Source organism: Roseateles sp. P5_E4 (assembly GCF_054049255.1).
In genome coordinates this window covers 187512-211846 of the sequence record NZ_JBFUMS010000008.1, presented here as the reverse complement: position 1 = coordinate 211846, position 24335 = coordinate 187512, and the positions used below count along the sequence as shown (strand labels likewise).

At 63.7% G+C, this 24335-nt stretch carries 20 protein-coding genes and 1 pseudogene; 13 read left to right on the top strand and 8 right to left on the bottom strand.

The features are described from left to right. Nucleotides 1-5 precede the first annotated feature (5 nt). From ACXJLH_RS17090 to ACXJLH_RS17050, 9 genes are all read left to right on the top strand, one after another. The gene (locus ACXJLH_RS17090) at nt 6-1220 is read left to right on the top strand and encodes a glycosyltransferase family 4 protein (protein WP_157282113.1); all 1215 of its coding nucleotides are present in this window, start codon (nt 6-8) and stop codon (nt 1218-1220) included. 6 nt (nt 1221-1226) lie between these two features. Next, nucleotides 1227-2582: a hypothetical protein gene (locus ACXJLH_RS17085; RefSeq protein WP_457445454.1), complete on the top strand. Its 1356-nt coding sequence runs from the start codon at nt 1227-1229 to the stop codon at nt 2580-2582. After that, nucleotides 2572-3582 (top strand): acyltransferase family protein, encoded by a 1011-nt coding sequence (locus ACXJLH_RS17080; protein ID WP_457445452.1) that lies wholly within the window; start codon nt 2572-2574, stop codon nt 3580-3582. The genes ACXJLH_RS17085 and ACXJLH_RS17080 overlap by 11 nt, the downstream gene beginning before the upstream one ends. A gap of 32 nt (nt 3583-3614) precedes the next feature. Beyond that, nucleotides 3615-6047 carry a hypothetical protein gene (locus ACXJLH_RS17075; protein WP_457445450.1) on the top strand — a complete coding sequence of 811 codons (2433 nt, stop codon included), beginning with the start codon at nt 3615-3617 and terminating at the stop codon, nt 6045-6047. 12 nt (nt 6048-6059) lie between these two features. Continuing rightward, nucleotides 6060-7145, top strand: a complete 1086-nt coding sequence (locus tag ACXJLH_RS17070; protein WP_056204101.1) for a glycosyltransferase family 4 protein — start codon at nt 6060-6062, stop codon at nt 7143-7145. Nucleotides 7146-7173: 28 nt separating this feature from the next. After that, a complete protein-coding gene (locus ACXJLH_RS17065) occupies nt 7174-7998 on the top strand; it encodes a glycosyltransferase family 2 protein (protein ID WP_056204099.1) in 825 nt (274 codons plus the stop codon). A 146-nt stretch (nt 7999-8144) separates the two neighbouring features. Further along, a complete protein-coding gene (locus ACXJLH_RS17060; protein WP_457445448.1) occupies nt 8145-9152 on the top strand; it encodes an NAD-dependent epimerase in 1008 nt (335 codons plus the stop codon). A gap of 66 nt (nt 9153-9218) precedes the next feature. Then, nucleotides 9219-10544 (top strand): UDP-glucose dehydrogenase family protein, encoded by a 1326-nt coding sequence (locus ACXJLH_RS17055; protein ID WP_056204096.1) that lies wholly within the window; start codon nt 9219-9221, stop codon nt 10542-10544. A gap of 84 nt (nt 10545-10628) precedes the next feature. Beyond that, nucleotides 10629-11720 carry a sugar phosphate nucleotidyltransferase gene (locus ACXJLH_RS17050; RefSeq protein ID WP_457445446.1) on the top strand — a complete coding sequence of 364 codons (1092 nt, stop codon included), beginning with the start codon at nt 10629-10631 and terminating at the stop codon, nt 11718-11720. Nucleotides 11721-11737: 17 nt separating this feature from the next. On the opposite strand, the gene rfbC is transcribed toward ACXJLH_RS17050, so the two are convergent. From rfbC to ACXJLH_RS17010, 8 genes are read right to left on the bottom strand one after another with little or no spacing between them, the layout of a single operon-like run. After that, complete coding sequence (rfbC, locus tag ACXJLH_RS17045) at nt 11738-12289, bottom strand: dTDP-4-dehydrorhamnose 3,5-epimerase (protein WP_056204089.1); 552 nt, start codon at nt 12287-12289, stop codon at nt 11738-11740. 5 nt (nt 12290-12294) lie between these two features. Next, entirely contained in the window at nt 12295-13179 is an 885-nt protein-coding gene (rfbA, locus tag ACXJLH_RS17040; RefSeq protein WP_457445444.1) for a glucose-1-phosphate thymidylyltransferase RfbA, read from the bottom strand. Between the two features lie 8 nt (nt 13180-13187). Further along, nucleotides 13188-14069 carry a dTDP-4-dehydrorhamnose reductase gene (gene rfbD, locus ACXJLH_RS17035; RefSeq protein ID WP_457445442.1) on the bottom strand — a complete coding sequence of 294 codons (882 nt, stop codon included), beginning with the start codon at nt 14067-14069 and terminating at the stop codon, nt 13188-13190. A gap of 4 nt (nt 14070-14073) precedes the next feature. Next, a complete protein-coding gene (gene rfbB, locus ACXJLH_RS17030; protein WP_056204081.1) occupies nt 14074-15129 on the bottom strand; it encodes a dTDP-glucose 4,6-dehydratase in 1056 nt (351 codons plus the stop codon). After that, entirely contained in the window at nt 15126-16559 is a 1434-nt protein-coding gene (locus tag ACXJLH_RS17025) for a mannose-1-phosphate guanylyltransferase/mannose-6-phosphate isomerase (RefSeq protein WP_235532102.1), read from the bottom strand. The genes rfbB and ACXJLH_RS17025 overlap by 4 nt, the downstream gene beginning before the upstream one ends. Next, nucleotides 16556-17575: a UDP-glucose 4-epimerase GalE gene (gene galE / locus ACXJLH_RS17020; protein WP_457445440.1), complete on the bottom strand. Its 1020-nt coding sequence runs from the start codon at nt 17573-17575 to the stop codon at nt 16556-16558. Before galE ends, ACXJLH_RS17025 begins: the two co-directional genes overlap by 4 nt. Further along, the gene (locus tag ACXJLH_RS17015; RefSeq protein ID WP_457353797.1) at nt 17575-18834 is read right to left on the bottom strand and encodes a hypothetical protein; all 1260 of its coding nucleotides are present in this window, start codon (nt 18832-18834) and stop codon (nt 17575-17577) included. Before ACXJLH_RS17015 ends, galE begins: the two co-directional genes overlap by 1 nt. Beyond that, the gene (locus tag ACXJLH_RS17010) at nt 18815-20203 is read right to left on the bottom strand and encodes an undecaprenyl-phosphate glucose phosphotransferase (RefSeq protein ID WP_157282104.1); all 1389 of its coding nucleotides are present in this window, start codon (nt 20201-20203) and stop codon (nt 18815-18817) included. Before ACXJLH_RS17010 ends, ACXJLH_RS17015 begins: the two co-directional genes overlap by 20 nt. 133 nt (nt 20204-20336) lie before the next feature. On the opposite strand from ACXJLH_RS17010, the gene ACXJLH_RS17005 reads away from it, so the two are divergent. The 4 genes and pseudogenes from ACXJLH_RS17005 (at nt 20337) to ACXJLH_RS16990 (ending at nt 24326) form a co-directional block, all read left to right on the top strand. Then, nucleotides 20337-20891 carry a hypothetical protein gene (locus ACXJLH_RS17005; RefSeq protein ID WP_056204072.1) on the top strand — a complete coding sequence of 185 codons (555 nt, stop codon included), beginning with the start codon at nt 20337-20339 and terminating at the stop codon, nt 20889-20891. Next, nucleotides 20888-22351, top strand: a pseudogene (gene ubiB, locus ACXJLH_RS17000) (ubiquinone biosynthesis regulatory protein kinase UbiB); the annotation flags it as partial. The gene ACXJLH_RS17005 and the pseudogene ubiB, both read left to right, overlap by 4 nt. A gap of 159 nt (nt 22352-22510) precedes the next feature. After that, nucleotides 22511-23974, top strand: coding sequence for a sodium:solute symporter family protein (locus ACXJLH_RS16995; RefSeq protein WP_457445439.1), 1464 nt, complete (start codon nt 22511-22513; stop codon nt 23972-23974). A gap of 46 nt (nt 23975-24020) precedes the next feature. After that, a complete protein-coding gene (locus tag ACXJLH_RS16990) occupies nt 24021-24326 on the top strand; it encodes an FmdB family zinc ribbon protein (RefSeq protein WP_056204061.1) in 306 nt (101 codons plus the stop codon). Nucleotides 24327-24335: the final 9 nt, after the last annotated feature.

The following is a 24335-nucleotide window of genomic DNA, read 5'->3' as shown; positions in this document are numbered from 1 at the left end:
CTGACGTGCGTGTGTTGATGGTGAATTCCTTTTACTTCCCTGACCAGGTCGGCGGCGCCGAGCGGTCGCTGAAGATCCTGGCGGATGCCTTGACCGCCGACGGGCATGAAGTGGCCGTGCTGGCCACGGGCGAACCGGCGGCCGAGACCGAACGCGTGGGGCAGGTGCGCGTTTTCCGCCGCCCCTCGGCCAACATTGCGCGGCGGCTGCCCGCCAGCCTGCCATCGGGCTTGCGCAAAGCCGCCTTCCACCTCCACAACACCTACACCGCGGGCAGCTTGCGCCATGCCGACGAGGCACTTGACGCATTCCGCCCCGACGTCGTCCACACCAACAACCTCGCCTGGCTGTCGGTATCGGTCTGGGGCGCCGCGTCGCGCAGGCGCATTCCCATCGTGCACACGCTGAGGGACTACGCCCTCCTTTGCGCCAACTACGGCTTCTTTCGCGGCGGCCAACCCTGCGGCACCGATCGCTGCTTCCAGTGCAAGCTGCTTTCGGCCAACAAGATTGCCGCGACCCGGCAGGTGACGGCCGTCGTGGGCAACAGCCGCTACACGCTGGACCGTCACCTTGAGGAAGGCGCGTTCCCGCAGGCGCGGCACTCCGTCATCTACAACGGCTACCGCACCGATCAGCCCATCGATGCGCGGCGCCATCCCAGGCGCGACGGGCGCCCCTTCGTGGTGGGCTTCATTGGCACCTTGACGGCGCACAAAGGCGTCGAGATGCTGCTCAAGACCTTTGCCGGCCTCGTTCGCGGCCCTTGGCAGGGCCATGCCGTCGAACTGGTGATTGCCGGAGAAGGAGAACCGAGCTACACCGCTCATCTAAGGGCCTTGGCTGAGGGCTTGCCGGTCAAGTTCCTGGGTGTCGTGCCGCAGCCCGAGTTCTTCAAGCAGGTCGATGTTTGTGTGGTGCCATCGTTGTGGGCCGAGCCCTTGTCGCGGGTTCTGTTCGAGGCTTTCGCCCACGGCGTACCCGTCATCGCCTCCGCAACCGGCGGCAGCGGTGAGCTCGTCAAGCCCGGAGAAACGGGCTGGTTGTTCGACATCCATGCAGCGGATGGCCTGGCTGTTCAGCTCCAGGCCGCCTACGACGACGCTGACCGCTACGAGGCGATCAGCAGGACGGCTCTGGCGCTGGCGGCCACCTTCAGGCCAGAGCGCGTGGTCAGCGAGTACATCGACCTGTACGAAACCGTGCAGCACCGGGGGTAAGGACCTATGGGTTTCATTGCAGCTTCGCTGAAAACGCCGGGCGCTTCCACGCGTCAGCCAGCGTCCACCGGCAACCTCTTCCTGAGCGTCGGAGGGATCCTCTTCGTTGGCATCTGGACCGTGACACTGATGGGCGGCGCCTGGGACTATCTCTTCAAGCGGCTGCATGCACCGACGCCCTCCGTCACGCTGCTCACGCTGCTGGTGCTGGCGATGTTCTCGCTGCGCCTGCTGAATCGCGGTCGCGAGATGGCGATCGGCGCGCCAGACATTATTGCGGCCACGTGGCTGTTCGCCGCTTTTCTATTGCTGGCAGCAATGGTGAACGCAAACACGCAGTCATTGCCCGTGGTGGGGATACTCCTGTCCTTTCACGTGTATTTCTTCTATCTGATGTTTTTTGCGGTCTCGCCAATAGTTTCGGGCTCGGTGAAATCGGGGCCACTGACGATGTATTTGGTCGCTTTTGGTGTCGTTATGGCAGCAATTGGGGTGGTGCAGGCAGTTACTAAAAATCTTTTCTCGTTCGGCTATTACATCACTGCTTCCGTCAATTCCATTAATGCGACGACGGGAGGGCGCGTCAGGGGCTCCGCATTTTTCTCGCATGCAGACGACCTGGGTATATTTTTGTGTATTCCCCTGGTGATCTGTCTTTACAGATCACTTCTCGCGCCGGCATTCTCCAAACGGCTTGCTTGGCGACTTGTCGGGCTCGTTCTTCTCGCTGGCTGCATTGCCACGCTAACCAGAGCGGTCTATCTGACCGCGGTAGCGGTTTCGCTTCTCACAATATGGGGATACTTGCGGTCAAAGGTCAACCGTGCATCGTTGTTTCCGGTGTGGCTGCCCATTGTTTTAATGGTGGCTGGAGTTGGCGTGTTCTTCCTGCGGTATGTGATCGAAGCGTTCATCATGAACGTCGATGCACTCAGGGATTTTAGGTATTTGGTGTCGGCCAAGTCGCTCGACGCTCGACTCTATGGTGTCAACTATTACCTCCACTACTTGAATGTCGAGGGCCCATTGGCATGGCTCTTCGGTTTGGGTTGGGTGTTCAACTCGAACATCAAAGCGGGCGTGCCAATTGACAATGGGTTTCTTGGAATAGTGGTCAGTTGTGGTCTGGCGGGAATGTCCTTTTGGTTGTACCTTTCGTGGCRTATTTGGGTGGTAATTAATCGAATGGCCGGCGCGGGTGGAGGCGCTTTGGCTGTGCCGCTGGCATCGTTCTATTGCGCGTGGCTGATGATGAGCGTGTTTGGGCTTTATTATGAGCCCTTTATGGTCGCTGTATTGCTCGTCGCTACATTACCTGCTCGAGAAACCGGCAAATTCCTTTTGCCCAGATATGCCCGCTGAACGTCTTGATTGGATTGACAGGCTGAGAGGGATCGGTATCGTCCTGGTTGTTCTTGGGCACAATCCATGGTTGAAGCACCATCAGCTTCATGCTGTGATTTATTTGTTTCACATGCCGTTGTTCTTTTATGCGGCTGGCCTAGTGCACAAAGAGGTTCCGCTCACAAGGTATCTTCGCAGTCGTCTTCGGGCATTGTTGGTCCCATATTTTGTTTGTGGCATATTATTTTCTTTAATAGCTGCGAAATTGGATTGGCGCGCGCTTGTTGCGAACTTGATCGGTGTGATTGCAGGCGTAGGCGACCTCATGCCGCAGCCACACATTTGGTTTCTTCCATGTCTCTTCCTGGTCGGCATCGCTCAACTTGTGACGCTTCGCAACACAAGTGAAATGCGCACGCCGCGTTTACTTGTTATTTTGCTTGTTCTGCTAATTTTCGCACAGACGTCCCGTTATGCCATGCCGGGTATTGAAATCGACCGTGATACCGTCACCTATCGGGCACTCCCTTGGTCCTTAGATCTTGTGCCCGTAGGTTTAGCGTTTTTTGCGTTCGGAATTACAGTTAGGCGACGTTATTTACATCTCGTAGGAAGTTCAGCTCATCACCCCGTATGGATCTTAGTGTTGGCCGCCTTGGTGGCTGCCATCGGTTGGTACGCTTCAGGTCTAGGCTTAATGGTTCTCGATTTGAATCATCGCCTCATTGAGGGCGTTGGCACATTGCCCTTCGCTGTTGTTTGCGTCTTGGTCGTGTCAGGACTATGCGTTCTGATCCGCGGTAAGGCGGGTTCGGCATTGGAGTACATAGGGCAACGATCGCTGGTGATTTTCCTGTTTCACTATTATGTGCAAAGCAGGATTAGCACTCGCATAGATGGGTTCGGTGGTGCGATGGTTGGATTTTCATGTGGGTTGATAGTGCCGCTTGCTCTTGATTTCGCAATTCGAAAATATGCTGTTTTGGAATGGATTTTTTACCCCAAGAAGACCACATAAATAGGGGCAATTAAACCCTGAAAGGGGAATATATGTTTAGCATCAAGTTTGTGCGTCGCTTGGGTATCTTCGCCAGCGGAGTTGCCTTTTCCGTCATCGTGTCCGCGGCGACCGCGGATCCGACGCCCGTGAATGGCAGTTTCATCGTCGACACGCTGCCAAGCCAATGGCTCATCGTGCGGGGGACGAAAGCCACCGCATCGATCACCGTCCGCGATGTCGACGGCCAATTTGCCTACCGTGCCGACAATTTCGTGCTCAATGCGTCGAGCAACCTGCTGACGCTGCCTGCACTCACGCCGGGCTTCTACAGGCTTACCGTCCAGGTGCCCGAAGAGGTGGCGGTCAAGCCGGTCTCCTTTGTGGTCATCCCGGCCACTCGCCCAAAACTGGACAAGCGTTTCGGCATGGACGCGGGTCTGAGCTGGTACGGCGGCGATGATCAGTCGATAGGCAAGGCCATCGATGCCTTGTCGGCGGCCGGTGTCGGCTCCGTGCGTGACCGACTGCGCTGGTCCCAGGTGCAGCTCACCGCTGCGGTGAACCCGCCGTTGTGGGGGCGATTCCTCAACGTGGCCCGCAGGCTGTCCCTTGCAGGTTTCTCGCAAGTGACGTCGTTCCACGATTCACCGGCCTTTACTCGCTACAGCAGCGACACGGTGACGTCGGGCGACCGCAAGCCGCCACGCGACCTTGCGGCGCTGCAGGCTTTCGGCGCGGCGTTTGCGCGCGACATGGGTCCGTACTTTGACGGGGTCGAATATTGGAATGAGCAGAACACCGATTTCTACCTCGGTACGCCCTGGCAATATGCCTCGCAGTTGAAGGCGTTCTATGCAGGTGTGAAGTCGGCTCGGCCGCAATTGAAGGTGCTGGGTGGAGCGCCGTCCCGCGGGCTCGACGAGTTTTTCAAGGCGACCTACGAGAACAGCGGCGTGGCGTCGCTGGATCTGCGCAACCAGCATTACTACGCCAATCCCGACCAGACGCTGGAGTTCGTTGCGGCCAGCGTCGCTCCAATCGACGCCGCCGGCGGCGCCACGGGTCAGCCGGGCTGGATCACCGAGACCGGCCTGGGCGTGCAGGGTCCGACGGGCACCGCGGGTCCCATCACGGCCGCGACCGAACGGGCGCAAGCGGCTTTCCTCGTGAAGACCTATGCATCCGGGTTCGCTGCGGGCTACGAGCGCGTCTTCTTCTTCTTTTTCCGGGAACTCGTCGAGCAGGGCCGCGCCAACTGGGGCGTGTTGAATGCCGACTTTTCACCGCGCCCGTCCTATGCGGCTCTGGCGGCATTGGTGCGGCACGTGAACGGCAAGCCGTTGGCGGGCTATCGCCACGTGGCGAATTCCGCTTCGTCCGCCGTGTTCTTCGGTGACGGTACTTCCGGTGTCGTCGCGGTGGCCTGGGGTGACGAGGCGGCCTCGGCCAAGTGGCCCGCCGATGCGAAGTTCTGGGACATGTTCGGCCGCCCGCTGAACCGCAGCGAGTTGGGCGGCAGTGAGCCCGTGCTCGTCGCCACGACTTCAACCAGCCTGGTCGGCATCACCAAGCTGCCCGCGGCGGCCGCGTCAGTCGCGGCGCGTGCGACGCTGCGTATCGTCGGCGACATCGAGGCGCCGGGGACCGTTGGCAAGGAGGTCGTGGGTGCTCATGCGCTCGAAGCGGCCACGGTGGCAGGTAGCACCGTTCGCGTCAGCGGTGCCGTGCTGGCGAACTCTTCCATAGTGGCACAGACGCTGAACGTGGATTGCTCGGGCAGCAGCGACATGGTGCCGGTGCAGAGGCAGGTGGCGGTTGGCGTACGGCCCAATACGTCGACGCCGTTTGCCTGTGAATTCAAGGCCGGCTCGACGGCAGGCGTGCGCGGCTTCATGCGCGCCTCGGTGTCCAGCGGCGGCGTCACGGACGCGCTGGTCGTGCGCACGGTGTCGGTGCCCGACACCAGCGCAGCGGCCTTGGGCGCGAAGTTATCGGCGCCGGTTTGCCTGACCTGGCGTACCCGGTCCGCGCCCATTGTCTCGATGACGCTGGAGGCGAAGTCCTCGACCGGCAACTCCTGCATGGATGGTTTCATCTCGCGTTCGACGTTGAACATCGCGGGTGACGGCTGGGTGTTCCCGATTGCCGATGTGCCGGCGACCGTCGCATCCACCTTGAACGGGGTTTCGTTCAAGGCAGCCCCGCTTGCCGGCGTGGCCTATCCGCTCAAGCCGCTGATGATGCAGGCCGTGGACAAGGACGGTGCAATCTGGTTGCTGCCACTGGCAACCGAGAAACTGGCGAGCGGCGTAGTCCAGCACACGGCGCTGTTCGCGACGGCGCGGTTGGCGGACTGGTCGACAGTCAAGAAGAGCGCGTTGGCCGCTGGTTCGGTGGCGCAGATGTCGATCGGCTTTGCTGGCGGAGGCGGGACGGCGACCGACAAGACGGCGTTCGTGATTTCGGAGATGCGAGCCCTATAAAGGATGGAGTAGATGCTGGTTGTGAATCTGTCGATGCTGGGCGCGCGCCCGACGGGGCTCGGTGTCTATGCCGAACGCTGTGCGAAGGCGCTGTCGGAGCGGTTTGAGATCTCGGTGGTGGCGGGGCATGGTTTTGTCCCGGATGCGCCGCGGCTGGTTTCGGCTCCCGCCAGCGTGGCGATCGGCGCAAGCCGCGGGGCGGCCATCAAGCGCGCACTGTGGGCGCGCTCGGTGGAGTTGCCCGGCGCCCGGCTGTTGTACTCGCCGACGCACCACGCACTGCCTCGGGCGGCGCGCCAAGTGATCACGATTCACGACCTCATCTGCCTGCGCTTTCCCCAGCAGCATCGGATGCAGTATTGGTACTTCCGGCACCTGCTGCCGCGGGTCTTGAAGCAGTGCGCGGCGGTGTTCACGGTGTCCGAGACCACCCGCCGCGACATTGCCGAGCACTACAAGTTCCCACTGGAACGCATCCATGTGGTGCCCAACGGAGTCGATGCGGCGCGGTTCGCGCCAGCATCGTCTGACGTCTTGCCAGCTGCTGCCCCGCCGTATTTGCTGATGGTTGGTGCACGGTATCCGCACAAGAACGTGCAGGAGGTGCTCTCCGAGTGCGCCGCGTGGTCCGACGAGTACAGGCTGGTGGTGGCGTCCTGCGGTGGCGACTACCGCAAGGCGCTCGAATCTCAGGCCGAAAGCCTCGGCCTGCGGGACCGCATCGAGTTCCTGGACTACGTGGATGACGCCCGGCTGCGCCAGCTGTATCAAGGTGCTGCCGCTTTGCTCTATCCGTCCTTTTGGGAGGGATTTGGCATCCCGCCCCTGGAGGCCCTTGCCAGCGGCACCCACGTCATCGCGGCTGACATCCCGGTGCTTCGCGAGGTGCTGGGCGATGCGGCCCAGTTCGTGCAGCTGGGATCTTCGGCATCGTGGCAGGCGGCCTTTGCGGGTCTAAAAGATGCATGTGCTGGTGCAGCACGCAAGCGCGCGGCAGCAGCCATCCTCGAGACGTTCACGTGGGAACGCTCGGCCGAGGCGTTGCAGTCGGCCTTGCTGTACGTCGATGCCACGCTGCAGCTCAAGCAGCGTCGTTGAGTTCAGAACCTGAGTTGGAGAAGATGCCTTGTCGAAGTTGTCTGCCTTGATCGTCAATTACGCGACGCCCCGCCTGGTGCTGAAGTGCGTCGCCTCGATGCAGCAATACGGTGTCATCGAGCGGGATGCCGACGTGATCGTGGTGGACAACGCGTCCCCGGACGATTCCGTGTCGGTGCTCCGCGCCCAGCTGCCGCCTGGTGTCCGCTTCATCGCTTCCGACCGCAATGGCGGGTTCTCGGCGGGCATCAACACCGGATTGGCCGAGGTTGATTCTGAATACCTGCTGGTGCTGAACCCCGACACCTATTTCGTCGACCAGTCGATCCAGAAGGCGCTGGAGCTCCTGGACACGCAGCCCAAGGTCGGGCTGATCGGCTTGGACCTGGTGAACCCCGATCGGTCGAGGCAGTTTTCCGCGCGGCGCTTCTACAGCCTGATGGACATCATCGGCCGGCGATCCCGTCTGGGGAACCTGCCCTTCATTCGCAAGTCGGTCGCCTCGCACATGATGATGGACGCCTGGGCCAGCGGCGCGCCCTTTCACGCCGACTGGGTGATGGGTACGGGCTTCGTCATTCGTACAGATCTTTTCCGTTCCATCGGTGGCATGGACGAAAGCTACTTCCTGTACATGGAGGACGTGGATCTGTGTGCCCGCGTCTGGAAGTCGGGTCATCAGGTGGTTTGCTGCGCCGGCGCGGTGCTGGTGCACGATCATCAGCGAGCCAGCGTAGACGTCTTCAGCCGCTCGGCGCGTATGCACCTGAAGAGCCTGAAGACATTCATGAGCAACTATCGCGTGCCGCTGCTCACCAAGCCGGGAGTCGCCGGTCTGTTCCGGCGCCACTGAACCGGGAGCGTCCCTCTTCGGTCGCGCGGGCGCTCGCTGGCAAGGCCCGGGCCAACTCGAGCGACCTTGTCTCGGGGGTGGGGCGATGATCGTGCCCTGCTGTGCGCTGCACGACAATCGGCGTTGGCTTTTTTGGAGGATTGGTCTTGAAAGTTCTCGTCACCGGCGCTGCCGGCTTCATCGGCATGCATGTCTGCCAGATCCTTCTGGCACGTGGTGACCAGGTCGTGGGCTTGGACAACCTCAACGACTACTACAGCCCGCAGCTCAAGCACGATCGCCTGGCCCGCCTGACGCCCAACCCGGGCTTCAGCTTCGTGCAAATGGATGTGGCCGACCGCGCCGGCATGGCCAAGCTGTTTGCCGATGAGCGCTTCGAACGCGTGGTGCACCTGGCGGCGCAGGCCGGCGTGCGCTACTCAATCGAAAACCCCCACGCCTACATCGACAGCAACATCGTTGGCTTCACCAACATCCTGGAAGGCTGTCGCCGCGGCGGTGTGCAGCACCTGGCCTATGCGTCCAGCTCCAGCGTCTACGGTGGCAACACGCTGATGCCGTTCTCGGAGCACCACAGCGTCGACCACCCCATCAGCCTCTATGCCGCGACGAAAAAGGCCAATGAGCTGATGGCCCACACCTATTCACACCTCTTTGGGCTGCCAACGACGGGCCTGCGCTTCTTTACGGTGTATGGCCCGTGGGGCCGGCCGGACATGGCGCTCTTCCTGTTCACCAAGGCCATCATCGAAGGGCGGCCCATCAACGTGTTCAATCACGGCAAGATGGTCCGCGACTTCACCTACATCGACGACATCGCCGAGGGCGTCGTGCGCGTCCTGGACCGCACGGCTACCGCCGACCCCAACTACAACCCCAACAAGGCCGATCCGGCGCGCTCCAGCGCCCCCTACCGCGTCTTCAACATCGGCAACCACGCACCCATCCAGCTGATGAGCTTCATCGAGGCCATCGAGCAGGCCGCGGGCCGCGAGGCTGTCAAGAACTTCATGCCCATGCAGGATGGTGATGTGCCGGCTACGCATGCTGATGTCGAGGAGCTGGCCGAGTGGACGGGTTTCCGTCCGGCGATGCCTGTACCTGAAGGAATCCAGCGGTTTGTCGCCTGGTATCGGGACTACTACAAGGTCTGAATGGCACTGGACCGTCACGTGACTGCGTTACAAACGGGTTAACCGTTTTTTGCACGAGGATTGAGAATGAAAGTCACCGCCATCGGCACCGGCTACGTGGGCCTGGTCACCGGAGCCTGCTTGGCCGAAATGGGCAACCACGTGGTTTGTCTGGACGTGAATCCCGAAAAGATCCGCGTCCTCAACGACGGCGAGATCCCTATTCACGAACCCGGCCTGCTCGAAGTGGTGCGCCGCAATGTGGCGGCCGGCCGCCTGCAGTTCACCACCGATGTGGACATGGCCGTACAGCACGGCACGCTGCTCTTCATCGGCGTGGGCACGCCGCCTGACGAAGACGGCTCGGCCGACCTTCAGTACGTGGTGGCCGCGGCCCGCTCCATCGGCCAGCGCATGACGGACTACAAGGTCATCGTCGACAAGAGCACGGTGCCGGTCGGCACAGCCGACAAGGTCCGCGCTGCGGTCAAGGAAGAACTCGAAAAGCGTGGCCTCGGAGACATGGCATATGCCGTCGTCTCCAATCCTGAGTTCCTGAAGGAAGGTGCGGCGGTCGACGACTTCATGAAGCCTGATCGCGTCGTCATTGGCTCCGACGACGAGCAGGCCACGCTGTTGATGCGCGCCCTGTATGCGCCGTTCAACCGCACGCAGGACCGCATGCTGGTCATGGACGTGAAGAGCGCCGAGTTCACCAAGTACGCCGCCAATGCGATGCTGGCCACACGCATCAGTTTCATGAACGAGCTGGCGCTGCTGGCGGAGCGCGTGGGCGCCGACATCGAGCTGGTTCGGCGCGGCATCGGCTCTGATCCGCGCATCGGCTATCAGTTCCTTTACGCTGGCGCCGGTTATGGCGGTTCCTGCTTCCCGAAGGATGTCAAGGCGCTGGTGAAGACCGCCGCCGACAACGGTATTCCGCTGAAGGTGTTGACCGCCGTGGAAGAAGCCAATGAACGCCAGAAGCGCGTGCTGGTCGACAAGGTCGTGGCGCGTTTCGGCGACGACCTCAAGGGCCGCCGCTTCGCCATCTGGGGCTTGGCATTCAAGCCGAACACCGACGACATGCGCGAGGCACCATCGTTGGTCATCATCGATGAGCTGACCCGGCGCGGTGCAACCGTCGCAGCCTACGACCCGGTGTCGATGCCGGAAACGGCTCGCGTGATTGGCCCGCGTGACGACGTGACGCTGGTCGAGCGCGCCGAGGCGGCGCTGCAGGGCGCGGACGCACTGCTGATCGTGACGGAGTGGAAGGAATTCCGCACGCCGGATTTCGACGCCATCAAGTCGAAGCTCAAGGCACCTGTTGTCTTCGACGGCCGCAACCTCTACGACCCCAAGCTGATGAAGGCGCTGGGCATCGACTATCGAGGTATCGGCCGCGGCTGACCCCCTAACTGTGTGCGGCAGGCCCGCCGCTTGCTTGCTTTGGTGCAACCGTCACTACGTTAGGAGGCCGGCATGGCCAAAGCAATGATCCTGGCCGCGGGCCAGGGAACGCGGGTGCGCCCGTTGACGAAGCACACGCCCAAGCCGATGGTGCCCATCCTGGGCAAGCCGGTCATGGAGTATCTGGTCGAGCATCTGGCGCGCCATGGCGTCAAGCAGGTCATGGTCAACGTGGCCTTCATGCACTGGAAGATCGAGAACTACTTCGGCTCGGGTCACCGGTGGGGCGTTGAGCTAGGTTACTCCTACGAAGGCGTTCGCGAGCAAGGCGAGGTGATCTGCAAGCCGGTCGGATCGGCAGGAGGCATGCGCAAGATCCAGGACTTCGGCGGTTTCTTCGATGAAACCTTCCTCGTGCTGTGCGGCGACGCCGTCATCGATCTGGACATCGCCGCGGCGCTTGCCGAGCACAAGGCCAAGGGAGCCATCGCGAGCGTCGTTACTCTCGAAGTGCCTCGTGACCAGACCAAAAACTACGGCATTGTTGTCGCTGACGCCGAGGGCCGGGTGACTTCCTTCCAGGAAAAGCCCAAGCCCGAGGAGGCGAGGAGCACCCTGGCGTCGACCGGCATCTACATCTTCGAGCCCGAAGTGCTCGACCTGATCCCGTCGGGCGTCGAATTCGACATCGGCAGCCAGCTGTTTCCGCTGCTGGTGGAGAAGGGCCTGCCCTTCTTTGCGCAGAAGCGGCCGTTCAACTGGATCGACATCGGCCGCGTGACCGACTATTGGGCCGTCACCCAGCAGGTCATGGCCGGCGGCGTCGCGCAAATGGACATCCCTGGGCGCGAGGTGCGGCCGCAGGTGTGGGTGGGGCTGAACACGTCGGTGGACTGGGACAAGGTCCACATCGAGGGCCCGGTGTATATCGGCTCCAACGTGCGTATCGAGTCAGGTGCTCGGGTGATCGGACCTACCTGGATCGGTCACGGATCTCACCTGCGCGCCGGTTCGGTCGTTGAGCGGGCCGTGCTCATTGAGCACACGCGCATCGGTGAAGGCATGACGGTGCGCGAGATGATCATCTCGCCGCAGTACTGCGTGGATCGCACCGGGCACACCAGCTATGTCGGCGACGAGGTGACGCCGCTGCGTTGGGGTGACGCGCGCGCCTGAGCTGCGGGCCGATCGACTCAGGTGAAGGTCTTGGCCTCAACCAGCAGTGGTGCGCTGACGTCCTTTGCCGACAGTTGCGGGATGAGTCCGTCCAGCGGCCATTCGATGCCAATGGTCGGGTCATCCCAGCGCACTGCGCCCTCGCACTCGGGTGCGTAGCGGCCACTGGTCTTGTAGAGGAAGTCCGCGGTTTCGCTGACGACGACGAAGCCATGGGCGAAGCCAGGCGGGATCCAGACTTGCCGCTGGTTCTCGGCCGACAGTTCGAAGCCGACCCAGCGCCCGAAATTGGGGCTGGACCGGCGCATGTCGACGGCCACGTCGAACACGGCACCGGAGACACAGCGCACGAGCTTGCCCTGAGCATGTGGGTCGAGCTGGTAGTGCAGGCCGCGCAGCACGCCGCGCGCGGAGCGCGAGTGGTTGTCCTGCACGAAGTGCACGTCGTAGCCCAGGGCCTGGTTGAAGCGCTCCTCGTTCCAGCTCTCCATGAAAAAGCCGCGGGCGTCGCCGAAGACCTTGGGCTGGATGAGCAGGACTTCGGGAAGGGCGGTTGGCGTGACTTGCATCGTGTTCAGAAGGCCTTGTCGGTCAGCAGCTTGAGCAGGTATTGGCCGTAGCCATTCTTCGCAAGGGGCTTGGCGAGGGTTTCAAGCTGTGCAGCATCGATCCAGCCTGCACGGTAGGCGATCTCTTCCGGGCAGGCCACCTTCAGCCCCTGGCGCTTTTCCAGCGTGGCAATGAACTGGCCCGCTTCGAGCAGGCTGTCGTGGGTGCCGGTGTCCAGCCATGCATAGCCACGGCCCATGATCTCGACATTGAGCTGGCCCTGGCGCAGGTATTGGGCATTGACGTCGGTGATCTCGAGTTCACCGCGGGCGCTGGGCTTGATGGCCGCCGCGATGTCGCAGACCTGCTCGTCGTAGAAATACAGGCCCGTCACCGCGTAATTGCTCTTCGGGCTCTTCGGCTTCTCTTCGATGGACAGCGCACGTTGCTGGGCATCAAAGTCGACCACGCCGTAGCGTTCGGGGTCGGTCACGTGATAGGCGAAGACGCTGGCGCCGCCGTCGCGATCCGTGGCGCTGCCCAGCAGGCCGGCGAAGTCATGGCCATAGAAGATGTTGTCCCCCAGCACGAGGGCGCTCGGCGAGCCATTGACGAATTCGCGGCCGAGGATGAAGGCCTGTGCCAGGCCGTCAGGGCTAGGCTGCACGCAGTAGCTGATGTTCAGGCCCCAGCGCGAACCGTCACCAAGCAGGGCTTCGAAGCGAGGCGTGTCCTGTGGCGTGCTGATGAGCAGGATGTCGCGGATGCCCGCGAGCATCAGCGTGCTCAGCGGGTAATAGACCATGGGCTTGTCGTACACCGGCAGCAGTTGCTTGCTCATGGCCAGCGTGGCCGGGTGCAGGCGCGTGCCGGAGCCGCCAGCGAGGATGATGCCCTTGCGGTTATTCATCGGAGCCCTTAAAGAATTTCGTTCAGCATGCGTTCCACGCCTTGCTGCCAAGGCGGCAGGACGAGGCCGAAGCACTGCTGCAGCTTGGCCGTGGCCAGGCGCGAGTTCAGCGGGCGCTTCGCGGGTGTGGGGTAGTCGCTTGTCGGGATGGCGAGGATCTGGTCCGGCGCGACCTTGATGACCTTGCCCTGTGCACGTGCGAACTCGATGACAAAGCGGGCGTACTCGTGCCAGCTCGTCTCGCCGCCAGCGACCGCGTGATAGGTGCCGGTCAGCGCAGGGTTCACGCGCGCGGCGCGCAGCATGTGGACGGTCAGGTCGGCCAGCAGGTCGGCGCCTGTTGGCGCGCCGATCTGGTCGGCGATGACCTTGAGCTGCTCGCGTTCGGCGGCGAGGCGCAGCATGGTCTTTGCGAAGTTGCCGCCGCGGGCGCCATAAACCCAGCTGGTGCGCAGGATCAGATGCTGGCAGCCGCTGGCGCGGATGGCGTCCTCGCCTTCGGCCTTGGTTGCTCCGTAGACGCTGAGCGCCCCGACGGGGGCTTCCTCATCGCGAGCATGGCTGCCGCTGCCGTCGAAGACATAGTCCGTCGAGTAGTGCACCAGCAAAGCGCCGGTACGCTTGGCCTCGATGGCCAGCAGGGCAGGGGCGGTGGCGTTGATCTTGCGTGCGAGCTCGGGCTCGCTCTCGGCCTTGTCGACGGCGGTATGCGCAGCGGCATTGACGATGACGTGGGGGGCAATGTCTCTGACGCGGGCAAGCAGCGCTTCGGGCTGGGTGAAGTCCGCGCCGTCGTCATGGTCCATTGCGATGACTTCGCCTGCCACAGCCAGTGAGCGTTGCAGTTCCCAGCCGACCTGGCCACCCTTGCCGAGAAGAAGAATCTTCATGGCTTCAGCTGTATTGCTTGGCAACCCAGTCCCGGTAGGCGCCGCTTTGCACGCGGGCGGCCCAGTCTGGATGGTCCAGATACCACTGCACCGTCTTGCGGATGCCGGTCTCGAAGGTTTCTGCCGGGCGCCAGCCCAGCTCGCGCTCGATCTTGCGTGCGTCGATGGCGTAGCGGCGGTCGTGGCCGGGGCGGTCCTTCACATAGGTGATGAGGCGCTCGTAGGGGCCGTCCGCCGAGGGTTTGAGTTCGTCGAGCAAGGCGCACACCGTCTTGACGATGTCGATGTTGGCCTTCTCGTTCCAGCCGCCGATGTTGTAGGTTTCGCCCAGTTGGCCGCCTGCCAGCACGGCACGGATGCCGCTGCAGTGATCGGTGACGTAAAGCCAGTCGCGGATCTGTTGGCCGTCGCCATAGACGGGCAGGGGTTTGCCTGCCAGCGCATTGACGATCAGCAGCGGAATCAGCTTCTCCGGGAAGTGATAGGGCCCGTAGTTGTTCGAGCAGTTGGTGGTGACGACCGGCAGGCCATAGGTGTGGTGCCAGGCGCGCACGAGGTGGTCGCTGGCCGCCTTGCTGGCCGAATACGGGCTGTTGGGCTCGTAGGCGTTGGTTTCGGCGAAGGGCGGATCCGAGGCTTTCAGCGAGCCATAGACTTCGTCGGTCGACACGTGGTGGAAGCGAAAGCCTTGTTTGGCTTCGCCTTCAAGGCCGCCCCAATAAGTGCGTGCCGCTTCCAGCAGCGTGAACGTGCCCTCGACATTTGTCTTCATGAAAGCGCCGGGGCCGTGGATGGAGCGGTCTACATGGCTCTCAGCCGCGAAGTGGACGATGGCTCGGGGGCGGTGCTTGGCCAGCAAGCTGTCGATCAGGCCGCGGTCGCAGATGTCGCCCTTGACGAAGACGTGACGCGCGTCACCGTCCAGCGAGGCCAGGTTCTCGAGGTTGCCAGCGTAGGTCAACGCATCGAGATTGACGACGGGCTCGTCGCTCTCACGCAGCCAGTCCAGCACGAAGTTGCTGCCGATGAAGCCGGCGCCGCCGGTGACGAGGATGGTCATGTTCTGCCGTAGGTGTCTTCGAAGCGGACGATGTCGTCCTCGCCGAGATAGGAGCCAGACTGCACTTCGATGATCTCCAGCGGCACCTTGCCCGGGTTGGCCAGGCGATGCGTCTGACCCAGCGGGATGTAGGTGGACTGGTTCTCGGTCAGCAGGATGGTCTTGTCGCCGTTGACGATCTCGGCCGTGCCGCTCACGACGATCCAGTGCTCCGCGCGATGGTGGTGCATCTGCAGGCTCAGGGAGGCACCCGGCTTGACCATGATGCGCTTGACTTGGAAACGCTCGCCCGAGTCGATGCTGTCATACCAGCCCCAGGGGCGGTGCACCTTGCGGTGCAGGGCATGCTCGCCGCGTTGCTCGGCGCCCAGGCGGTTGACGATCTGCTTGACCTCCTGGCTGCGCGACCGGTCGCTGACCAGCACGGCATCGGCCGTCTCGACGACGATGATGTCCGTCAGGCCGACGACGCCGACCAAGCGGCTGGTGGCGTGCACCAAGGTGTTCTTGCTGTCGGCGATCAAGGCGTCGCCGACGAAGGCGTTGCCGTCGGCATCCTTCTCGGAGACCTGCCAGACCGCTTCCCAGGCGCCGAGGTCGTTCCAGCCGGCATCCAGCGCGACCATGCGCAAGGGGATGTCCGTCCCGGGGCAGCGCTCCATGACGGCGTAGTCGACCGATTCGCTGGGCACAGCGGCAAACTCGGCCTTGCCGGGGCGCACAAACTTGGCGTCGGTCTTGCGCGCATCCCAGGCAGCGCGCGTGGCAGCGGCGATGTCGGGGCGGAATCGTTCCAGCGCCTTCATCCAGACGCTGGCACGCAGCACGAACATGCCGCTGTTCCAGTAGTAGTCGCCTTCGGCCAGATAGCGCTGGGCGGTCTCCAGGTTGGGCTTCTCGACGAACTGTGCGACCACCAGGCCCGCGGCGTCGCCCGAGGTGCGGATATAGCCGTAGCCTGTTTCGGGCCGGTCTGGCGTGATGCCCAGGATGGCGATGGCACCTTCGGCCGCGATGCGGACCGCGTCCTGCAATGCCGCGGTGAAGGCTGCCGGGTTGGTAACGGTCTGGTCGGCCGGCGTGACGACGAGAACGGGGTCCTTGCCGCCCTCGAGTGCGGCCAGTGCGGCCAGCGTCAACGCCGGGGCAGTGTTGCGGCCCAGCGGTTCCAGCAGCACGCTGCTGGGCTCCTGCCGGGTCTCGCGCAATTGATCCAGTACGAGGAAGCGGTGCTCCTCATTGCCGACGATGCAGGGACCGGCGAGCTCGAACTCGGGCGAGGCCAGCGCGGCCAGGCGGCGCGCGGCGAGCTGGAACAGGCTCTCGTTGCCGGACAGCACGAGGAATTGCTTGGGGTAGCCGCTGCGCGACAGAGGCCAGAGCCGGGTGCCGGAGCCGCCGGCCATGATGACGGGTTGAACGTGGGTCATGCGGGATTGAAACCGTGAGGGTTGAGTCGTTGCCAGCGCCAACTGTCTTGGCACATGCGGGCGAGATCGAGCTTGGCCTCCCAGCCAAGCAACTCGCGCGCCAGGGCCGGGTCGGCCCAGCAGGCTGCGATGTCGCCAGGGCGGCGCGGGACGATTTCGTAGGGCACGCTGCGGCCGCTGGCGGCTTCGTAGGCGCGCACCAGGTCGAGCACGCTGTAGCCCTGGCCGGTGCCGAGATTGACGGTCAACGAGCCGGTATTGGCCAGCAGCCAGCGCAGTGCAGCGACGTGCCCTTCGGCCAGGTCGCTGACATGGATGTAGTCGCGCACGCCAGTGCCGTCGGGCGTCGCGTAGTCATTGCCGAAGACGGCCAGCTTGGTGCGCCGGCCCACCGCCACCTGGGCGACATAGGGCATCAGGTTGTTGGGCGTGCCGCGCGGGTCTTCACCGATGCGGCCGCTCTCGTGGGCGCCGACTGGGTTGAAGTAGCGCAGGCAGGCGGCCTGCCAGGCTGGATCGGCGATGCCGAGGTCGTGCAGGATCTGCTCGCCCATCAGCTTGGTCGCGCCGTAGGGGTTGGTCGACGAGGTCGGTGCGTCCTCGCGCAGGGGTAGTTTGTCCGGAGCGCCGTAGACGGTGGCGCTGGAACTGAACACCATGCGCGTGCAACCGTGGCGCTTCATGGCCTCGCAGGTGTTGACCAGCCCACCGACGTTGTTGCGGTAGTAGGCCAGAGGCTGGCCGACCGATTCACCCACGGCCTTGTAGGCGGCGAAGTGAACGACGGCGGCCGGCTTGTAGCTGCCGAAGACTTCGTCCATTGCCGCGGCGTCGCAGACGTCGGCACGTTCGAACTCGATGGGGGTGCTGGCCAGTTCCGCCAGCCTTTCCAGCACGACGGGCGAGCTGTTGGAAAAGTTGTCCACGCCGACGACGCGATAGCCCGCCTGCTGGAGAGCCAGCCAAGTGTGCGACGCGATGTAGCCTGTCGCACCCGTGAGCAGGATGGTGGTCATCAGAAGAAGATGGCTTGACCCGTGCAGCCGTAGCTGCTGGCGGTGTACACGTACTGGGCAATGCTGCTGCTGCGGCTGGCACGGTCGTACTGGCAGCCCAGGCTGAGGCCGCGTGTGAACGCCCAGCGCATGCTCAGGTTGTACGTCTTGAAGTCGTCCAGCGCATCGGCAACGGCGGCACCTGCCGTGCTGGTGCGTGTGGCGCGGTTCCGGCTCGCCTTGGCGCTGAGACTGACCTTGCCTGTCACGGCGTAGGTGCCGCCCAGCTGATAGGTGGTGTAGACCCGGTTCAGGTCAGCCGTCTGGACGACACTTTCCTGCCCGGTGTCCCGCGCATATTGCAGGTTCAATTGCAACTTGGCTGTGGGCTGCCAGTTCCAGCCGATGGCACCGGTGGTGCCGCTGAAATCGCGTAACCGGTCATCGAGGCTGTTTTTTGACTTGCTGCGGCTGATGCGCGTGTTTAGCGTGCTGCGGCCGCCGGTGCTCCACTTGGTGGTGAAGTCGAAGTCGTCCCGGGTGTAGTCATTAGGTACCGAGACGACGACAACCTGCGCCGTCTGCGGGTCAACGGCAAGGCCAATGGGATAGTGCGGGTTTTTGCCCTTGGTGCGTCGCCCCACCAGGCCCAGCCTGACATTGCCGCCGGGCGTGGCATAGATGCCGAGGGAACCCGTGTTCTGCTCGAAGTCGAAACGGTCGTACTCCGAGGCGCTGAAGTCCCGGCGGCGGTGCGTCCAACTACTTTCCAGCGTATACCGCGTCAGTACGCCAAGGCGGACCAAGGCCTGGTATTCGTCCTCGCGTTCGATGTTCTTCTTGAGGATGGGATCGACGCCGCTACCGATGTTGAAGTCAGCGAGGGATCGGTCCGATTTGGCGCTCAGCACTCCCGACAGATTACCCACCGTCTGCCAATTGAGCGCACTGCGCAAGGTGTAGGAGCGATTGTTGAGCTCGCTAATCGTTGAATAGCGGTTGCTCTGCAGCGAGCCGTCCACCGTCAGATGCTGACGACCGAGCTTCGTGTCGATGCCGCCCAGAACCCCGGCGCTGGTCACTGTGTCATCGTTGGCGGCGCTTGACTGTCGGTACACATTTGAGACATGAGCAACACCTAACGATGCACCGACATAAAAGGGCGTCGTGTCATCGGTCTGAGCGTGCGCGGACTGGACCGCTGAAAGCGCGGCGATCAGCAGCGCAAGCCGGGTCCAACGGTGGCAATGGCGAGCAGGCTTAATAGGCATGGCGATCAAACACCACCAACCTCACGGTCCGCAAGATGATCTGCAGATCCAGGGCCAGTGACCAGTTGCGCAGGTATTCCAAATCGTATTCGACGCGTGCCACCATCTTGTCGATGGTGTCGGTCTCGCCACGCAAGCCATTCACCTGGGCCCAGCCGGTGATGCCCGGCTTGACCTTGTGGCGCACCATGTAGGCCTTGATGATCTTGCGGTATTCCTCGTTGTGGGCCACGGCGTGCGGGCGCGGCCCGACGATGCTCATGCGGCCCTGCAACACATTGATGAATTGCGGCAGTTCGTCCAGCGAGGTGCGGCGGATGAAGGCGCCAAAGGGCGTGATGCGCGCGTCGCCCTTGGTGGCCTGTTTGACCACGGGACCGTTGTCCTGTGTCCGCATGGAGCGGAACTTGTAGACGATGATCTCCTCGCCATCCAGGCCGTTGCGCTTCTGCCTGAAGATGACAGGGCCTGGTGAGCTGAGCTTCACGCCAATGGCCAGGGCAAGCAGGATGGGCGAGATGAGGATCAGGATCAACGTGGCCAGAACGACGTCGCTGACGCGCTTGATCAGCTGGTTGGTGCCGGTGAAGGGCGTCTCGCAGATGCCGACCACCGGCACGCCCGAGATGTCCTGCAGGCGGCCCTGGATGATGCTGATGCCGAACACGTCGGGCACGAAGAACAGCGAGGCCGTCGTGCCCTGCACCTGTTCCAGCAACTCGACGATGCGAGGCTGCGACCCCAGGGGCAGGGTGATGTAGACCTCGCGCACGCCCTTGTCGCGCACGAACTCGCTGAGCTGGGGCAGGGTGCCCAGGATGGAGGCGCCGGCTTCCGGGTGCAGGCGCTCAGGCGCACGGTCGTCGAAATAGCCCAGGCAGACGACGCCCTGAGAGTCGCGCAGCGCTCGCGCCACCTTGTGGCCAAGCACGCCCGCGCCGACGACGACCGCCGTACGGCGCGCGCCCGGGTCGCGTGCCCGCCATTGCTGGATGCGCCGGCCCGTCTCGATGGCGGCGATCTGGACGGCAGGTGTGATGACGGCCCACCACAGCAGCACCTCGTCCTCGAAATAGTGCAGGCTGTTGGTGGCGTAGCCGCACAGCAGCAGGATGCCCAGCAGCACCAGCCAGGAGGACAGCACGTCCACAAGGGCGCTGGCCGGGTGGTCGCTGAAGCGGTTGCGGCCCGGGAAGGTGAGGGCGAAGACGAGCAGGCACAGCGTCAGGGTGGGGCGCAGCACCGGCTCGTCGAAGTGACCGTTCACGACAAGAAAGGTCAGAACGATGATGCCGGGTTCCAGGAAAGCGGCGATCAGGGATTCGACCGACTGCGGTGCGCTGTAGAACGTCCTCTTGTAGCTGCGGTCCTCAAACATCTTGGTGGGTTTGGTAGTCCTCGGGTCAGGGTGTACCCGAGGCTGAAAAAGGATCAGGGATTCTCTACCAACAAATTTGACGGCCGAACCGTCGGCGTCCCCTGTTCATGGTCCGCTGCCTACAATCTTGTATATGTCTGCTTCCTGGCCCCTGCCGCCCCTGCCTCCGCTGCCGTCCATCACGCCCTTGCTGATGCCGGCCCTGCAGGATCGCCTTGTTTTGCTGATCAACCATGTCGTGTCGCGGGAGCCCATCGCGGCGCAACGCCTGCGGCCGCTGGCTGGGCGTGGGCTCGTCGTCCACCTGGCAGGCTGGCCTAGCCTGCTGCCGGCGGCGCCTGATTTGATACTCGGTGTCACACCAGCGGGTCTTTTTGAACGCCTGGACGCCGCCCCGGCGGGCGCCGGCGGCCTGCGCATCGAGATCGATGCATCCAACCCCGCCAAGCTGGCTCTGGGTGCATTCACGGGAGAGGCGCCCACCGTCAGCGTGCAGGGCGATGCCGCTTTCGCTGGCGAGATGCACTGGTTGATGGACAACCTGCGCTGGGACATCGAGGACGATCTGGCCGGCATCGTCGGGCCGCTGCCCGCCCGCCAGCTCGCCCAGTTCGGCCGCACCTTGCGGCGCACGTTGTCGGGCATGGCCGCGCGTTTTGCGACGACGACGTCCGGTAGCGGCGCATGAGGTTTGTCTCGCGGCTGCTGGTCATTCTGTGGACGGTCTGGCGCTTCGGTCTCGATGATCTGGCCTTGTCGGGCCTGCGTCGCAAGCGCTTCAGGCTGCTGCGTCGCCTGACCCGGCTGGGCCGGCGCTGGCAGCAGCCGCGCGGCGTGCGCCTGCGGCTGGCGCTGGAGCACCTCGGCCCCATCTTCGTCAAGTTCGGCCAGGTGCTGTCGACGCGGCGCGACCTGCTGCCGCTCGATGTCGCGCTGGAGCTGGCCAAGCTGCAGGACCGCGTGCCGCCCTTCCCGGCGGCGCTGTCGCGTGAAATCGTCGAGCGCGCCTTCGGCCGGCCGCTGGAGGAACTGTTCGCCACCTTCGACGCCGAGCCAGTGGCCAGCGCCAGCATCGCCCAAGTGCATTTCGCGACGCTGAAGGACGGCCGCGAGGTCGCCGTCAAGGTGCTGCGCCCCGGCATGCTGGACATCATCGACGACGACCTGTCGTTGATGCGCCAGCTGGCTGTCTGGATCGAGCGCTTCTCCGCCGATGGCCGGCGCCTGAAACCGCGCGAGGTGGTTGCCGAGTTCGACACCTATCTGCACGACGAGCTGGACTTGGTGCGCGAGGCTGCCAATGCCGCCCAGCTGCGCCGCAACATGGCCGAGCTGGATCTGATCATGGTGCCCGAGATGCACTGGGATCTGTGCAGCTCCGAGGTCATCGTCATGGAGCGCATGAAGGGCGTGCCGATCTCGCACCGCCCGGCGCTGGAGGCGGCCGGCATCGATATCCCCAAGCTGGCCCGCGACGGCGTGACCATCTTCTTCACCCAGGTGTTCCGCGACGGCTTCTTCCACGCCGACATGCACCCGGGCAACATCCAGGTGAGCCTGGCGCCCGAGACCTTCGGCCGCTACGTCGCGCTGGACTTCGGCATCATGGGCACGCTGACCGAGGTGGACAAGGACTACCTCGCCCAGAACTTCATCGCCTTCTTCCAGCGCGACTACAAGCGCGTCGCCGAGCTGCACATCGCTTCCGGCTGGGTGCCGCCCGAAACCCGGGTCGATGCGCTGGAAAGCGCCGTCCGCGCCGTCTGCGAGCCTCATTTCGACCGGCCGCTGAAGGACATTTCGCTGGGCCAGGTGCTGATGCGGCTGTTCCAGACCTCGCGTCGATTCAACGTCGAGATCCAGCCCCAGCTCGTGCTGCTGCAGAAGACGCTGTTGAACGTCGAAGGCCTTGGCCGCCAGCTCGATCCCGAACTCGACCTCTGGGCCACGGCCAAGCCCTTCCTGGAGCGCTGGATGAACGAGCAGGTCGGCTGGCCGGCGTTCAACAAGCAGCTGATGAAGGAGGCGCCGCGCTTCGCCCAGCTCATTCCCGAGCTGCCGCGCCTGCTGCACGACGCCCTCAAGAGCCAGGCCCGGCGTGCCGACGACGCCGAGACCCGCGCTCTCGTGCGCGAGCTTCGGCGCACCAACCGGCTGCTTTCCGGTTTGCTCTGGGGCGCCGCGGGCTTTGCCATCGGCGTCGCCGTGGCCTGGCTGACCGTGCGCTTTCTGGACATCAGCCCCTAGCGAGGCTCGCCAGCCGCGCCCTCATAATCCGCGCCAAATTTTTCGGCCCTTATTGCGCTCATGAACACCACGCTCATCGTTTTCGTCGTGCTCTATCTGCTCGGCACGCTGGGCATCGGTGTCTGGGCCGGCACGCGGATCAAGAACACCAGCGACTTCGCCGTCGCCGGGCGCAGCCTGCCGCTGATCATGGTCGTCACGACGACCTTCGCAACCTGGTTCGGTGCCGAAACCGTCATGGGCCTGCCCGCCAAGTTCGTGCAGGGTGGCCTGGGTGCCGTCGTCGAAGACCCGTTCGGTGCCGGTTTCTGCCTGGTGCTGGTGGGTGCCTTCTTTGCCGCCCGGCTGTACCGGATGAACCTGCTGACCATCGGCGACTTCTACCGCCAGCGCTTCGGCAAGGGCGTCGAGGTGTTCTGCTCGCTGGCCATCATCCTCAGCTACCTCGGCTGGGTGGCGGCCCAGGTCACGGCCCTGGGGCTGGTGTTCAACATCCTGACCGACGGCGCCATGAGCCCGCAGACCGGCATGGTCGTCGGTCTGCTGGCGGTGCTGGTCTACGTCGTCATCGGCGGCTTCCTGGCCGTGGCCTGGACGGACTTCATCCAGATGATCGTGCTGGTCATCGGCCTGAGCGTCATTGCCGTGTTTGCCTCGGACTTGGCCGGCGGCGCCGGCAAGGTGCTGGACCTGGCCAAATCGCGCGACCTCGGCCGCTTCCTCCCCGAGCCCAGCTTCACCCAGATGGCCATGTTCCTCGGCTCGGGCCTGACCATGATGCTGGGCTCCATCCCGCAGCAGGACGTGTTCCAGCGCGTCATGTCCGCCAAGGACGCCAAGACGGCCCAGCGCGGCGCCATGATCGGCGGCTTCAGCTACATCGCCTTTGCCTTCGTGCCGATGTTCATCGTGCTGGCCGCCGTGGCCGTCATGGGCGACAAGGCGCTGGAGCTGGCCCAGAACGACTACCAGCGCGTGCTGCCCAGCTTCGTCATGGGCCACATGCCGCTGTTCATGCAGATCCTGTTCTTCGGTGCGCTGTTATCGGCCATCAAGAGCACCTCGTCGGCCACGCTGCTGGCGCCGACGACCAGCTTCGTCGAGAACATCCTCAAGCAGATCCGCCCCGGCATGAGCGACAAGCAGTCTCTCGTGGCGATGCGCGTCACGCTCGTCATCTTCGCCTTCGCCGTGCTGGCCTACGCCATCGCGCTGCAGGGCACGTCCATCTACGACCTCGTCAGCGCCGCTTACCAGGTCACCCTGGTCGCCGCCTTCGTGCCGCTGGTCTTTGGTCTGTACTGGAGCCGCTCGACCACCCAGGGCGCGGTGTTCTCGATCTTTGCCGGCATCGCCGTCTGGGTGGCCTTTTTCCCGCAGGTGACGACCTGGGGCGAGCTCTTCCCGGGGCAACTGGCCGGCCTGCTGGCGGCGCTGGCGGGCATGGTGGTCGGCTCGCTGATGCCCCAGGTGCTGACCGACCGTCGCGAGCACGTCAGCCACCATCTCCAGCCTCATCCCTGAGCGTGTCCCTTAAAATGTCGGGCTTTGCGTCTCTTCGAGCCCGACCATGCCAATCTACGCCTATCGCTGCAGCGCCTGTGGCCACGCCAAGGATGTGCTGCAAAAGCTGTCCGACGCGCCGCTGACCACCTGCCCCGCCTGCGCGGCGCAGAGCTTTTCCAAGCAGGTCACCGCAGCTGGTTTCCAGCTGAAGGGCTCGGGTTGGTATGCAACCGACTTCAAGGGTGGCTCGACCGCCGCCCCCGCGGCCCCGGCCGCCAGCGATGCTGCCAAGCCCGAAGCCGCCAAGGCTGAAGCATCCGCATCGCCGTCTTCCTCCACCTCCTGCGGCGGCTCCTGCGCCTGCCACTGACCGAAAAGC

Bases quoted from the DNA above. Each gene is read 5' to 3' on its own strand.
- ACXJLH_RS17050 (WP_457445446.1), top strand. From the start codon at position 10,629: ATGATCCTGGCCGCGGGCCAGGGAACGCGGGTGCGCCCGTTGACGAAG.
- rfbD (WP_457445442.1), bottom strand. From the start codon at position 14,069: ATGAAGATTCTTCTTCTCGGCAAGGGTGGCCAGGTCGGCTGGGAACTG.
- ACXJLH_RS17010 (WP_157282104.1), bottom strand. From the start codon at position 20,203: ATGTTTGAGGACCGCAGCTACAAGAGGACGTTCTACAGCGCACCGCAG.
- rfbC (WP_056204089.1), bottom strand. From the start codon at position 12,289: ATGCAAGTCACGCCAACCGCCCTTCCCGAAGTCCTGCTCATCCAGCCC.
- ACXJLH_RS16990 (WP_056204061.1), top strand. From the start codon at position 24,021: ATGCCAATCTACGCCTATCGCTGCAGCGCCTGTGGCCACGCCAAGGAT.
- ACXJLH_RS17055 (WP_056204096.1), top strand. From the start codon at position 9,219: ATGAAAGTCACCGCCATCGGCACCGGCTACGTGGGCCTGGTCACCGGA.
- galE (WP_457445440.1), bottom strand. From the start codon at position 17,575: ATGACCACCATCCTGCTCACGGGTGCGACAGGCTACATCGCGTCGCAC.
- rfbA (WP_457445444.1), bottom strand. From the start codon at position 13,179: ATGAATAACCGCAAGGGCATCATCCTCGCTGGCGGCTCCGGCACGCGC.
- ACXJLH_RS16995 (WP_457445439.1), top strand. From the start codon at position 22,511: ATGAACACCACGCTCATCGTTTTCGTCGTGCTCTATCTGCTCGGCACG.
- ACXJLH_RS17070 (WP_056204101.1), top strand. From the start codon at position 6,060: ATGCTGGTTGTGAATCTGTCGATGCTGGGCGCGCGCCCGACGGGGCTC.
- rfbB (WP_056204081.1), bottom strand. From the start codon at position 15,129: ATGACCATCCTCGTCACCGGCGGCGCCGGCTTCATCGGCAGCAACTTC.
- ACXJLH_RS17025 (WP_235532102.1), bottom strand. From the start codon at position 16,559: ATGACCCACGTTCAACCCGTCATCATGGCCGGCGGCTCCGGCACCCGG.
- ACXJLH_RS17005 (WP_056204072.1), top strand. From the start codon at position 20,337: ATGTCTGCTTCCTGGCCCCTGCCGCCCCTGCCTCCGCTGCCGTCCATC.
- ACXJLH_RS17080 (WP_457445452.1), top strand. From the start codon at position 2,572: ATGCCCGCTGAACGTCTTGATTGGATTGACAGGCTGAGAGGGATCGGT.
- ACXJLH_RS17075 (WP_457445450.1), top strand. From the start codon at position 3,615: ATGTTTAGCATCAAGTTTGTGCGTCGCTTGGGTATCTTCGCCAGCGGA.